Source organism: Luteimonas vadosa, assembly GCF_039543545.1.
Taxonomy (GTDB): Bacteria; Pseudomonadota; Gammaproteobacteria; order Xanthomonadales; family Xanthomonadaceae; genus Luteimonas; species Luteimonas vadosa.
In genome coordinates this window covers 1,237,648-1,250,610 of sequence record NZ_BAABJY010000002.1, presented here as the reverse complement: position 1 = coordinate 1,250,610, position 12,963 = coordinate 1,237,648, and the positions used below count along the sequence as shown (strand labels likewise).

Here is a 12,963-nt window from a genome sequence, read left to right as displayed (position 1 = left end):
AGGCGGTGCGTTGGGCTACGGTGGCCCGGATCCCCGGCCGGCTCGTGTCCCCGTGGTCACTGGCTAAGGCCCGCCGCCGTTCAGCGTCGGCCCCGACGACTTGCTCCACCGCTTCTTCGAACCAGCCTCAAACCAATCCCCGACCCCTCCCGGACCAATCAAGGAAACCTCATGTCCCTGCATGCCCTGTTCGATACCGACCGCGGCCCGATCAAGGTCGAGCTGTATCCCGAGAAGGCCCCGCTGACGGTAGCCAACTTCGTCAACCTCGCCCGGCGCGGTTTCTACGACGGCCTCAACTTCCATCGCGTCATCCCCGATTTCATGGTCCAGGGCGGATGCCCGCAGGGCTCGGGCACGGGCGGCCCCGGGTACAAGTTCGAGGACGAGACCGACAACGGCGTCCGCCACGAGCGGGGCGTGCTGTCGATGGCCAATGCCGGGCCGAATACCAACGGCAGCCAGTTCTTCATCACGCACGTGGCCACGCCCTGGCTGGACGGGAAGCACACCGTGTTCGGCAAGGTCGTCGACGGACTGGAGGTGGTCGACGCGGTCAAGCAGGGGGACGCGATCAAGGCGGTGAAGATCGAAGGCGATGCCGATGCCGCGCTGGCCGCGAAGGCCGATCGCGTGGCCGAATGGAACAAGGTGATAGCTGCCTGATCCGGTTCCGGCGCCCATCCCCGAGCGGGGGAGGGCGCCGGCCCGCCATGCTAAAATTGCGGGCTGCTGCAGCGCGCCTGCACGGCCCGCTCGCCCACTCCCCGAGGTTCCCGCGATGCCCCAGCTTGCCAAGCGCATGGGTCGTGCCAAGCCCAGCGCGATCATGATGGTGGCCGACAAGGCCAAGCAGCTCAAGGCCGAAGGCCGCGACATCATCAGCTTCTCGATCGGCGTGCCCAACTTCCTGCCCGGCGACCATGTGTATGCCGCGGCGCGTGCTGCGCTTGAACACGACTCGGGACAATACGGCAGCAACCGAGGGGCCGATGCCCTGCTCGATGCGTTCCTGCAGCACATCGGCGCGATCGGCCTCGAAGGGTATTCCCGCGCGAATTGCGCCGCCGGCATCGGTGCCAAGCACATCCTGTACAACCTGGCCGAGGTCCTGCTCGACGAGGGCGATGGCTTCGCCTTCGCCACGCCGTACTGGACCAGCTACCTGGACATCGGCGAGATCCTCGACGCCGACATCCAGCTGCTGCCTTGCCCGCCGGAACAGGATTACAAGCTCAAGCCCGCGCAGCTCGATGCGGCCCTGGCCCGGAAGCCCAAGCTCTTCCTGTTCAACAATCCCAACAACCCGACCGGCATGGTCTATTCGCGCGACGAGATCGCCGCGCTGGCCGACGTCATCGCGAGGCATCCTGACACTTGGATCGTCACCGATGACATCTACAACCGGATGGTTTTCGACGGCGTCGGCTACCACAACTTCGTCCACGTCCGCCCCGAGCTGCGGGACCGCGTGGTCTTCGTCGACTCGCTGTCCAAGACCTACGGCATGCCGGGCTGGCGCGTGGGGTTGATGGCCGGGCCCGAGGTCGTCGCCAAGGCGGTGACCACCATGAATTCCAACCACATCACCAACCTGCCCGAGATCGTGACCGCCGCGGCGGTGGCCGCGCTGTCGGGACCGCAGGACGTGCCGACCGCGAAGAACGCGGAATTCCAGGCCAAGCGCGACCAGGTGATGGCCGTGCTGGATGCGATTCCGGGCGTCGTGTGCCCGAGGCCACAGGGCGCGTTCTATGCGTTTCCGGATGTCAGCGCCGCATTCGGGAAGTCGCACGAGGGCAAGCGCATCGACGACGACGTGGATTTCTGCAATGCACTGCTGGAAGCCAAGGGCGTGGCCTGCGTCCCCGGGTCGGCCTTCGGCGAACCTCGATCGATGCGCATCAGCTACACCTGCCCGACGGAGCAGTTGCAGCCTGGCTTGCAACGCATCCAGGAGTTTTTCGCCGAACTGCGCTGACGGGTGGTCGGTGGTCCGCTGAAGTGCGGATCGCCAATCCTCCGGGCCGCCGCCTTGCCATCCACGAACGACGAACCACCCTTCACGGAGCCCCACGATGAAACAACCCGTCCGAGTCGCCGTCACCGGCGCTGCCGGCCAGATCGGTTACGCCCTGTTGTTCCGGATTGCTTCCGGCGAGATGCTGGGCAAGGACCAGCCGGTGATCCTGCAGATGCTCGAGTTGCCGATCGACAAGGCGCAGGCAGCGCTGCAGGGCGTGATGATGGAGCTGGAGGATTGCGCGTTTCCGCTGCTGGCCGGGATGGTCGGCACCGACGATCCGCTGGTCGCCTTCAAGGATGTGGACATCGCGATGCTGGTCGGCGCCAAGCCGCGGGGACCGGGCATGGAACGCAAGGACCTGCTGCTGGAGAACGCCAAGATCTTCACCGAGCAGGGCAAGGCGCTGAACAAGGTCGCCAGCCGGGACGTCAAGGTGCTGGTCGTCGGCAACCCGGCCAACACCAACGCCTACATCGCGATGAAATCCGCGCCCGACCTGCCGGCCGGTAACTTCACCGCGATGCTGCGCCTCGACCACAACCGTGCACTGAGCCAATTGGCCAGCAAGGCCGGCGTGCCGGTCGGGGAGATCGAGAAGCTCGTGGTGTGGGGCAACCATAGCCCGACCATGTATCCCGACTACCGCTTCGCCACGGTGGGGGGAGAGTCGCTCAGGCACAAGATCGGGGACGAGGACTGGAACCGCGATGCATTCATCCCGCGCGTGGGCAAGCGCGGCGCCGAAATCATCGAGGCACGCGGGTCGTCTTCCGCCGCTTCCGCGGCGAACGCCGCCATCGACCACGTCCGCGACTGGGTGCTGGGCAGCGGCGGCAAGTGGGTGACCATGGGCGTCCCGTCCGATGGCAGCTACGGCATTCCGGAGGGCATCATCTACGGTGTCCCGGTGACGACCAGCGACGGCGCTTACGAGCGCATCCGCGACCTCGAGATCGACGCGTTCAGCCGCGAGCGCATGGACAAGACGCTGGCCGAACTGGAAGAAGAGCGCGCCGGCGTGGCGCACCTGCTGTAACCGAGGCGCGGCCGCGCGGCCGCGCCGTGCATTGGAGTTGCCTGGACGATGACGACCATCCAGCCACCAGCCGCCTCGGCGGGAGGCCGCTTCCGGGCGGCGCTGCGCGCGGAATCGCCGCTGCAGGTCATGGGCGCCATTACCGCCTATGCCGGCATGATGGCCAGCCGCGTCGGCTACCGGGCCCTCTACCTGTCGGGGGGTGGTGTCGCGGCCAACTCGCTGGGCATGCCCGACCTTGGCATCTCGACGATGGAGGACGTGCTGACCGACGCTCGCCGGATCGTCGACGCGACGGGCCTGCCCCTGCTGGTCGACATCGATACCGGATGGGGCGGGGCGTTCAACATCGCGCGCACCATCCGGAGTTTCGAACGTGTCGGCGTCGCCGCGGTGCACCTGGAAGACCAGGTCGGGCAGAAGCGCTGCGGGCATCGTCCGGGCAAGGAAGTGGTGTCCAAGGCCGAAATGGTCGACCGGGTGAAAGCCGCGGTCGACGCGCGCAGCGACGGCGATTTCGTGTTGATGGCACGCACCGATGCCGCCGCGGTCGAGGGCATCGATTCGGCCATCGAACGGGCCGTGGCATACGTCGAGGCGGGGGCGGACATGGTCTTCCCTGAGGCGATGCGCTCGCTGGAGGACTACCGCAAGTTCAAGCAGGCGGTGGGGGTGCCGATCCTGGCCAACCTGACCGAATTCGGGAGTACCCCCTTCTACACCACGGACGAGCTGCGCCAGGCCGGCGTGGACATCGCGCTGTACTGCTGCGGTGCCTATCGCGCCATGAACAAGGCCGCCCTGAATTTCTACGAGACCGTGCGCCGCGAGGGCACCCAGAAGCACATCATCGAAACGCTGCAGACACGTGACGAGCTCTACGATTTCCTCGGGTACCACGATTACGAGGACAAGCTCGACGCGCTGTTCGCTCAGGACCGGAACGAGGACCCAGCATGACCGAAAGCACCCTACCCAAGCCGAAGAAATCCGTCGCCCTGAGCGGCACCGCCGCCGGCAACACGGCGCTGTGCACGGTCGGTCGCAGCGGCAACGACCTGCATTACCGGGGTTACGACATCAAGGACCTGGCGACCCGTTCGACCTTCGAGGAAGTCGCCCACCTGCTGGTGCACGGGACTCTGCCGACCCGGGCGCAGCTTGATGCGTACAAGACCAAGCTCAAGCGGCTGCGCGGGCTGCCCGCGATCGTGCAGGAAGCGCTGGAACTGGTCCCGGCCAACGCGCACCCGATGGACGTGATGCGTACCGGGTGTTCCGTGCTCGGCACCGTCCTCCCCGAGCGCGATGGCCATCCGGCGCCGGAGGCGCGTGACATCGCCGACCGGCTGATGGCCAGCTTCGGCTCGATGCTCCTGTACTGGTGGCACTTCACCCGCAATGGCCGGCGCATCGACGTCGAGACCGACGACGACGGCATCGCCGCGCACTTCCTGCACCTGTTGCACGGCGAGCCGCCGAGCGACCTGCATGCCGACGCAATGGACAAGTCGCTGATCCTCTACGCCGAGCATGAGTTCAACGCGTCCACCTTCACCGCGCGCGTCATCGCCGGTACCGGTTCGGACATGCATTCCTGCATCACCGGCGCCATCGGTGCGCTGCGCGGACCCAAGCATGGCGGCGCCAACGAAGTCGCGATGGACATCATCTCCCGCTATGCGAGCGCCGACGAGGCCGAGGCCGACATCCGCGCGCGCGTGGAACGCAAGGAGATCGTGATCGGCTTCGGCCACCCGGTCTATACCATCGGCGACCCGCGCAACCCGATCATCAAGGAGCTCAGCCGGAAGTTGTGCGATGCCGGCGGCAACCAGGTGCTGTTCGACGTGTCCGAGCGCATCGAGACCCTGATGATGGACATGAAGAAGATGTTCCCGAACCTGGACTGGTACAGCGCGTCGAGCTACCACATGATGGGCGTGCCGACCCCGATGTTCACGCCCTTGTTCGTCATCGCCCGAACCTCGGGCTGGTGCGCGCACGTCATCGAGCAGCGAGAGGACGGCAAGATCATCCGGCCGAGCGCCAACTACACGGGTCCCGAGGACAGGGACTACGTGCCGATCGAAGACCGCTAGGGAGCGTCCCGCCGATGCAGCAGGACATGGTGGCCAACGCGATCGTGGTCGCGACCACCGTCGCCGTGGTCGCGCTGGCGGTCATGCTGCACTACGAGGGGTTGAGCGCGCTGAGCAAGCGGCGCCCAAGCAACGACGCCCAACTCGGCCACCGTGGCGTCGTGGTGGTCGTGTTGTGGCTGTTCGCGCTGCACGTGGCAGAGATCTGGCTGTTCGGCCTCGCCTACTGGATGCTGGTGGCCAAGCTCGGCCTGGGCGGCATCTCGGGTTCGACGGACACGGGGCTGCTGGAGGCCGTCTACCTGTCGGCGACGACGTACAGCACCGTGGGTTTCGGCGATGTCGCGCCCACGGGGCCGATCCGTTTCCTTGCCGGCACCGAGGCCCTGGTCGGCCTGATGATGATCACCTGGTCGGCGTCGTACACCTACCTGGAGATGTCGCGGCGCTGGCGCGACTGAGCACGACCGGCGGCCAGGCACCGGTGCCGGTCAATCCAGGCCCTCGTCCGCCATCACCCTGCGCACGGCTGGATCGGCCGACATCGACTGGAAGAACCGGTCCAGGTTGTCCAATCCGGACAGGTCGACGTCCATCGCCTTCGCCCATCGCGTGACGACGAACAGGTACGGATCGGCGATCGAGCGTGTCCCCGCGAGCCAGTCGCGCCCGGCCAGCTGTCCGTCCGCCCGCTCGAACATTCCACGCAGCCTGTCGCGCGCCGCCGCCTTGGTCCGGTCGATGGCGGCCGCGTCCTGCAGGTAGGCGGTCGCGCCGAACAAGGGGTGGAACGCCGGATGGATGTCGGCATTGGCGAAGGCCAGCCACCGGTTGATTTCCGCGCGCCCCTTGGGGGTGCCATCGCCACCCAGCCCGGCTTCCGGGAACCTGTCGGCCAAGTAGTTCAGGATCGCCGCGTTCTGCGTCAGTACCCAGCCTTCGTCCTCGAATGCCGGAACCGCGCCGGCCGGGTTGATGGCCAGGTACTCCGGCGCCTTCATCTGCCGGCGCGACAGCCTTACCGCCTCGTAGGGCTGGCCGATCCACTCCAGCACGATGTGGTCGGCCAGCGAGCAGGCGCCTGGCGCGTAATACAGTTTCATCGGGACGGACTCCTTGGAAGGGAGTCCCCACCATGGGAACCGCGCGGTGAAGCCACAATGAGGCTGGATGCAACGCTGCGTCCTGCTCCGTCCCTGCGGGTTACGTCTCGCCGCTCAGGACTTGCGCGGTTTCAGGGACTGCACCTTGAGGAAGGTGTGGCTGCCGATGGTGGCGACCTGATAGGCGTTGCGCCAACTCGGCGCCGCGATCTCGTGGGCCATGAAGTGGCTTGCGCCGGGCACGATCTCCTTGCGCTCGCCTGCCGGAAGCGCCCAGTTCTGCTGCGACTCCAGGGCCACGGTCACCGCACGGGACCAGGCCTCGGTGTTGCTGAGGCGGGTCCGCGGGGAAACGATGGTCGGCGCGAACTGCTTGCGGGCGGTGACGACCTCGCACATCGAATCGCCCCAGAGGCCGCTGTCCTCGCGCCGGAGGGCGACCTCGGCCACGGCCTTCTGGCCCCGAACCGACTGGTCGCGGGCCTCCAGGTACACGGTCGTGCTCAGGCACAGGGAATCGGCGGCTTGCGGCGGCAGGACGGACGCCAGCCACAGGATCCAGGCGAGTTTCATGTCGTACTCCTTGCTCGTTGCTTCGCCCCGGGCTGGATCCACCGCGACGCAAGCAAGGCATCGATCGGTCGATCCGTCGAACGGGTCAATCTGGCGGGTTGGGGAGGGCGGCGGCACTCTCTGGCGCTCTTGCTGCCCGGGCGCAGCGTCGCCGGGATTTGGCGACACGCACCGGTTGGCTGGACTAGGCCAGCGCTGAAGTTGGCGCACCTTAAGCACGCAAAACCCAACCTCAGCTGAACGCAGAAAAAGGAACCAATTGATTAATTTGGAGTTTTTATTCTGAACAGGGGTGCGTCGACGCCGAGCCCCCGCCGGGGCTCGGTGCGATCAGATCACCGCCGCCAGCCGGCTGGCCTGGGCGATGGCACGCTTGGCGTCGAGTTCCATGGCGACATCGGCACCGCCGATGACGTGCACCGGCCGGCCCTCGGCCTGTATGGGCGCGAGCAAATCGCGGCGCGATTCCTGGCCGGCGCAGACCACGACGTGGTCCACCGGCAGAAGCCGTTCGTCGCCGCCATCGATGCGGACATGGAACCCGGCATCGTCGACGCGAAGGTATTCGACCCCGCCGAGCATCCTGACCCCCTTGGCCTTGAGCGTGGCGCGGTGGATCCAGCCCGTCGTCTTGCCGAGTCGGCGCCCAGGCCGTCCCTCGGAGCGCTGCAGCAACCAGACCTGCCGCGCCGCGGGAGAGACCGCAGGACGGGCCAGCCCGCCTGGTGAGTCGAATCCGGGATCGATGCCCCATTCCTGCATCCACTCCACAGGGTCCAGGGTGGGGGACGGCGCCGGCTGCACCAGGTATTCGGCGACATCGAAGCCAATGCCGCCGGCGCCGACGATGGCCACCCGTGCGCCGACCTCCACCCGGCCATTCAGCACATCCAGGTAACCGACCACCTTGGGGTGGTCGTGGCCGGGGAAATCCACAGGCCGGGGCGTGACCCCCGTGGCCAGCACCACGGTCTCGAATCCCGCCAAGGCGTCCGCTTCGACACGGGTGGACAAGCGCAAGTCCACACCCGTTTCCTCGATGCGGTGGCGGAAGTAGCGCAGCGTCTCGTGGAACTCCTCCTTCCCCGGGATGCGCTTGGCGAGGTTGAACTGGCCCCCGATGTCGTCCGCTGCGTCGAACAGGGTGACCGCGTGACCCCGTCCCGCGGCTTCGGTGGCAAATGCCAGTCCGGCCGGCCCGGCACCGACCACGGCGATCCGCTTGGGCGCCGCCGTCGGCGCGAAATTCAGTTCCGTTTCGGCACAGGCGCGCGGATTGACGAGGCAATTGGCGGCCTTGTTCTGGAACACGTGGTCCAGGCAGGCCTGGTTGCAGGCGATGCAGGTGTTGATCGCGTGCGGCTTGCCGGCACGGGCCTTCTCGACCCAGCGCGGGTCCGCCAAGAGCGGGCGGGCCATCGACACCAGGTCCACCGCCCCTCCCGAGAGGATCGCTTCGGCGACCTCGGGCGTGTTGATGCGATTCGTGGCGACCAGGGGCAGCGCCACGTGGGGGCGCAGTTTGGCGGTGACGCCGGCAAAGGCCGCCCTGGGGACGGACGTGGCGATGGTGGGTACCCGCGACTCATGCCAGCCGATCCCGGTGTTGAGGATGGTCGCACCGGCGGCCTCGATGGCCTTGGCCTGCTGCACGACCTGCGACCAGTCCGATCCCTCCGGGACGAGCTCAAGCATCGACAACCGGTAGACCAGGATGAAATCGGGGCCACAGGCTTCGCGGATGCGGCGCACGATCTCGACCGCGAAACGCATCCGCCGGGTGACGCTGCCCCCCCAGCCATCCGTCCGGGCGTTGGTCCGCGCGCTGGCGAACTGGTTGATCAGGTAGCCCTCCGAACCCATCACCTCGACGCCGTCATAGCCGCCGTCGCGCGCGAGCCGCGCGGCGTCGACGTAAGCGGCGATCGTGCGCTCGACGCCGCGTGCCGTCAGCGCCCGGGGCGTGAACGGGTTGATCGGTGCCTTCCGCCTCGAGGGCGCCACCTGCAGCGGGTGGTAGGCATAGCGCCCGGCGTGCAGCAGTTGCAGGCAGATGCGCGCATCGTGGGCGTGGACGGCATCGGTGACCTGGCGGTGCTTGCGCACCTCCCAGGGCCAACTCAACTTGCTCGCGAACGGCTTGAGCCAGCCTTCGATGTTGGGCGAAAAGCCCCCGGTGACGATCAGCCCGACGCCGCCGGCGGCACGCTCGGCGAAATAGGCCGCGAGTTTGGGAAAATCCCGGGCGCGATCCTCCAGGCCGGTATGCATCGAGCCCATCAGGACCCGGTTGCGCAGGCGGGTGAAGCCCAGGTCCAGCGGCGTGAACAGGCAGGGATAGGGGGTAGGGGTGTCGGGCATGCCGACAGCATACTGTTCCGTATGGAGTTGCGCATGGGTCTCGATCCAGGCGCGCAAAGGTGTCGGAGCCCTGCGTCCGGAGATGCAGGCCGGTTCGCCACCAGCGCGCCAGCGCGGCAAAATAGCCGGCTTCCCCGCAACCCAGGCACCTCACCCAGATGAGCCATTCCGACCAGCGTTCCGCCATCCGCCCCGCGCCCGATGCCCCGATGGTGGCGATCGCCGACTATGTCGTCGATACCCAGATCGAATCCGACGAGGCCTACGACACCGCCCGCTACATGCTGCTCGACTCGCTGGCCTGCGCGATGCTCGCGATGAAGTTCGAGGGCTGCACCAAGCACCTCGGGCCGCTGGTCCCGGGCGGAGAGATCGCCGGGGGCGCGCGCGTGCCGGGCACCGGCTTCGAGCTCGACCCGGCCCAGGCGGCCTTCAACATCGGCACCCAGGTCCGCTGGCTCGACTTCAACGACACATGGCTGGCGGCCGAATGGGGCCATCCGTCCGACAACCTCGGCACCATCCTCGCCGTCGCAGACTGGCTGTCCCGCAAGGAAGGCAAGGCGATCACGGTTCGCGACATCCTGACCTGGGCGATCAAGGCGCACGAGATCCAGGGGGTCTATGCGCTGCAGAACTCCTTCAACCGCGTCGGCTTGGACCACGTGATCCTGGTGCGCCTCGCGTCCACCGCCGTGGCCACGGCGATGCTGGGCGGCGGCAAGGAAGAAATCGTGACCGCGGTGTCGCACTCCTGGATCGACAACGGCGTCCTGAGGACCTACCGGCATGCGCCCAACACGGGCCCGCGCAAGAGCTGGGCCGCGGGTGATGCCTGCCGTCGGGCCGTCATCCATGCGATCAACGCCGTCCGCAAGCAAGTGGTCGGCTATCCGAGCGCGTTGAGCGCGAAGACCTGGGGTTTCTACGATGTCGCCTTCAAGGGCAAATCGTTCGAGTTCGAGCGGCCCTTCGGAAGCTACGTGATGGAGAACGTCCTGTTCAAGATCAGCTTTCCGGCCGAGTTCCACGCCCAGACCGCGGTGGAATGCGCCATGGAGCTGCACGACCAGGTGCAGGGCCGGATCTCGGAGGTCGAGAGGATCGTGATCGAGACCCAGGAGGCGGGGGTGCGCATCATCGACAAGACCGGCCCGCTGGCCAACTACGCCGATCGGGACCACTGCCTCCAGTACATGGTCGCCGTGCCGCTGGTCTTCGGGCGCCTCACGGCGGCCGACTACAACGACGACATCGCCGCCGACCCCCGCATCGACGCGCTCAGGGGCGTGATGGAGGTGCGGGAGAACCCGCAGTTCACCAAGGACTACTTCGACCCGAACAAGCGCTACATCGGCAACGCGGTGCAGGTGTTCTTCAAGGACGGCACCTCCACGGACCGGATTTCCATCGACTACCCCATTGGCCACCGGAAGCGCCGTGACGAAGGGATCCCGGTGCTGCTGGCCAAGGCCCTGGCCGCGTTCGAGGCACAGCTGCCGGCGGGCAAGGCCGAGGAATTGATGGCCTTGGCGGCCGACCCGGGACGGATGGACTCGATGGCCATCTCCGACTTCCTGGGGTATTTCGAGGCTTGAGGGGCTAGAATCGCCCTCGAGCCCGATGACAGGCGGGTTTGATTTGTTATATGCTCGTTAACACAGCTTTCACGCTGTGGACTCTAACCTGCGCGGGATGGCGACCAACAGGCGGCCGTCTTTCCATATGGAACCACGGAATCACGGTTCTCTTTTTTCAAGATTTAAGGAGCTGAACGCATGAAAAAGAAACTCCTCTGTGCAGCGCTGTTGGGCGGCTTGGGCGTGGCGAGTGTCGCCAATGCTCAGGAGTTCGACGATCGCTGGTACATCACCGGCACCGCCGGCTTCAACATCCAGGACTCGGATCGCCACACCAGCAACATGCCGTACGGTGCCATCGGCTTCGGCAAGTTCTTCAATCCGAACTGGTCGTTCGACATCGAGCTGAACTACGGTCAGACCAACTTCGAAGAGCGCAACGGCATCAGCCCGCGGAACACCAATCCGCTGGTCAGCGGGCAGGACCTGAACTGGAGCCAGGCCGGCATCTCCTTCGACCTGCGTCGCCACTTCATCGCCGAAGGCCGTAACTGGAACCCGTACTTCCTGATGGGCCTTGGCTATCAGCAGGAAGAGATCGAGACCGACAACTTCCCGAACCCCAACTCCCCGTTCGAGGAAACCGAAGGCGGCCTCGCCGGCAAGTTCGGTATCGGTGCCCAGAGCCACGTCGGCCGCGTCCGCGTCCGCACCGAGCTGGCCTATCGTGCCGTTGCCATCGACGACACCCGCGCCCAGCTCCTGCTCGACGATCCGCCGCCGGAGCGTAACGACGGTGAAGACTGGTACGGCGACGTGCTGGCCTCGGTGGGCATCATCATCCCGCTGGGCCCTGAGCCGACTGCCCCGGTCGGTCCCGCCCCGGTTGCCCCGAGCTGCGCCGACATGGACAGCGACGGCGACGGCGTGAACGATTGCGACGACAAGTGCCCGAACTCGCAGCCTGGCCAGACCATCGGTCCTGACGGTTGCCCGGTGCCCGTGTCGATCGACCTGAAGGGCGTCAACTTCGACTTCGACAAGTCGACCCTGCGTCCCGACGCGGTGGCGATCCTCAACGAAGCCATCGAGATCCTGAAGCGTTACCCGGATCTGCGCGTCGAAGTCGCTGGCCACACCGACGAGTGCGGTACGGACGAGTACAACCAGGGCCTGTCCGAGCGCCGCGCGACTGCGGTGTACGACTACCTGACCAGCAACGGCATCGATGCTGGCCGGATGTCGGGCCCGAACGGTTACGGCGAGAGCCGTCCGCTGGAGGAGCTGGGTGATGCGTTCCCGGGCTGCAAGAGCGAGACGAACCGCCGCACCGAGCTGAACGTCCAGAACTAATCGGACGCCACAGCTGCAACACGCGAAGCCCGGCTCATGCCGGGCTTCGTTTTTTTGCGCCCAGGCCGCCATGAGGCGTTCAGGCTTTGGCGGTTCGCAGGGTTGTCGGTCATGGCGTGCGCGCCTACACTCGCCCAGGTCCTATAGGTGGGGAGTTGGCATGCGCGGAACGAAGAAATACCTGCTTTGCCTCGCGATGTTGCCGGGCTTCGCGCATGCGGCAGACTGCGCCGACCTCGTCCGTGAAGGGCCGCAACCCCTGCGTCCGACCGTGTTGTTGCCGGTCGCCGCCGAGCTTTCGGCGCCGTCGTACCAGCTGGGCGCCCAGAGCGGGGTGCTGGCGCACGCATACGACGAGTCGCAGTCCGTGGACCAGGTGCTGCTGCGCTTGCGTATCGAGGCATGCCGCACCGTCGCGATGGCGGCACCCGCCCCGACACCCGTACCCGATGCCATCGAGCCGGTCGCACCGGTCGATCCCAACGATCCAGCCGTCTACAAGCCCAAGACCGAGTTCGACAACACCCCGTGGCGCTTCAACATGCAGCAGGGTGGCAAGCAGATGACCGCGGACGAGTTCGATGCATGGATGAAGTCGCGCGGCGTGCGCGTGGTCAAGGCACGCGCAGCCGCGCCCGCGGAAGTTCCGCAAGAGGCTCCACTGCAAACGGATGCCGGCACTCCTTCGGCGCCGGCCGCCGGGACTCCTCCCGGCGCAACTCCCCCGGCGCAGCCAGCTTCCGCGCCCGCAGCAGACACCGGACAAGAAGCCGACGAGAAAGGCGCCGACGAGACCGGCGGAACTCCGCGCTAGCGCGCCTGACGGCCA

11 protein-coding genes and 1 pseudogene are annotated in these 12,963 nt (G+C 66.7%); 9 read left to right on the top strand and 3 right to left on the bottom strand.

Translation table 11 applies throughout. The features are described 5' to 3' along the window. The first annotated feature begins 171 nt into the window (after window positions 1-171). The 6 genes from ABD970_RS11625 to ABD970_RS11600 all read left to right on the top strand — a co-directional run bounded on the left by ABD970_RS11625 (window position 172) and on the right by ABD970_RS11600 (window position 5,625). Window positions 172-666, top strand: a complete 495-nt coding sequence (locus tag ABD970_RS11625) for a peptidylprolyl isomerase (RefSeq protein ID WP_345295626.1) — start codon at window positions 172-174, stop codon at window positions 664-666. A gap of 115 nt (window positions 667-781) precedes the next feature. Then, window positions 782-1,981 carry an aminotransferase class I/II-fold pyridoxal phosphate-dependent enzyme gene (locus tag ABD970_RS11620; RefSeq protein ID WP_345295625.1) on the top strand — a complete coding sequence of 400 codons (1,200 nt, stop codon included), beginning with the start codon at window positions 782-784 and terminating at the stop codon, window positions 1,979-1,981. 97 nt (window positions 1,982-2,078) lie between these two features. After that, window positions 2,079-3,062: a malate dehydrogenase gene (locus tag ABD970_RS11615; RefSeq protein ID WP_345295624.1), complete on the top strand. Its 984-nt coding sequence runs from the start codon at window positions 2,079-2,081 to the stop codon at window positions 3,060-3,062. A gap of 48 nt (window positions 3,063-3,110) precedes the next feature. Next, a complete protein-coding gene (gene prpB, locus ABD970_RS11610) occupies window positions 3,111-4,022 on the top strand; it encodes a methylisocitrate lyase (RefSeq protein ID WP_345295623.1) in 912 nt (303 codons plus the stop codon). Next, window positions 4,019-5,164: a bifunctional 2-methylcitrate synthase/citrate synthase gene (gene prpC, locus ABD970_RS11605; protein ID WP_345295622.1), complete on the top strand. Its 1,146-nt coding sequence runs from the start codon at window positions 4,019-4,021 to the stop codon at window positions 5,162-5,164. Before prpB ends, prpC begins: the two co-directional genes overlap by 4 nt. A gap of 14 nt (window positions 5,165-5,178) precedes the next feature. Next, window positions 5,179-5,625: a potassium channel family protein gene (locus ABD970_RS11600; protein WP_345295621.1), complete on the top strand. Its 447-nt coding sequence runs from the start codon at window positions 5,179-5,181 to the stop codon at window positions 5,623-5,625. A gap of 30 nt (window positions 5,626-5,655) precedes the next feature. Here the strand turns inward: ABD970_RS11600 and ABD970_RS11595 are convergent, their stop codons facing one another. The 3 genes from ABD970_RS11595 to ABD970_RS11585 all read right to left on the bottom strand — a co-directional run bounded on the left by ABD970_RS11595 (window position 5,656) and on the right by ABD970_RS11585 (window position 9,201). After that, window positions 5,656-6,267: a glutathione S-transferase family protein gene (locus ABD970_RS11595; RefSeq protein WP_345295620.1), complete on the bottom strand. Its 612-nt coding sequence runs from the start codon at window positions 6,265-6,267 to the stop codon at window positions 5,656-5,658. A gap of 114 nt (window positions 6,268-6,381) precedes the next feature. Beyond that, a complete protein-coding gene (locus ABD970_RS11590; RefSeq protein WP_345295619.1) occupies window positions 6,382-6,840 on the bottom strand; it encodes a cell wall hydrolase in 459 nt (152 codons plus the stop codon). A gap of 330 nt (window positions 6,841-7,170) precedes the next feature. After that, complete coding sequence (locus ABD970_RS11585; protein WP_345295618.1) at window positions 7,171-9,201, bottom strand: oxidoreductase; 2,031 nt, start codon at window positions 9,199-9,201, stop codon at window positions 7,171-7,173. A 158-nt stretch (window positions 9,202-9,359) separates the two neighbouring features. Between ABD970_RS11585 and ABD970_RS11580 the strand changes: the two genes are divergently transcribed. The 3 genes and pseudogenes from ABD970_RS11580 to ABD970_RS11570 form a co-directional block, all read left to right on the top strand. After that, window positions 9,360-10,799 carry a bifunctional 2-methylcitrate dehydratase/aconitate hydratase gene (locus tag ABD970_RS11580; protein ID WP_345295617.1) on the top strand — a complete coding sequence of 480 codons (1,440 nt, stop codon included), beginning with the start codon at window positions 9,360-9,362 and terminating at the stop codon, window positions 10,797-10,799. Between the two features lie 180 nt (window positions 10,800-10,979). Next, the gene (locus tag ABD970_RS11575; protein ID WP_345295616.1) at window positions 10,980-12,134 is read left to right on the top strand and encodes an OmpA family protein; all 1,155 of its coding nucleotides are present in this window, start codon (window positions 10,980-10,982) and stop codon (window positions 12,132-12,134) included. A 160-nt stretch (window positions 12,135-12,294) separates the two neighbouring features. After that, window positions 12,295-12,834 (top strand): annotated as a pseudogene (locus ABD970_RS11570) (hypothetical protein); the annotation flags it as partial. Between the last annotated feature and the right edge of the window lie 129 nt (window positions 12,835-12,963).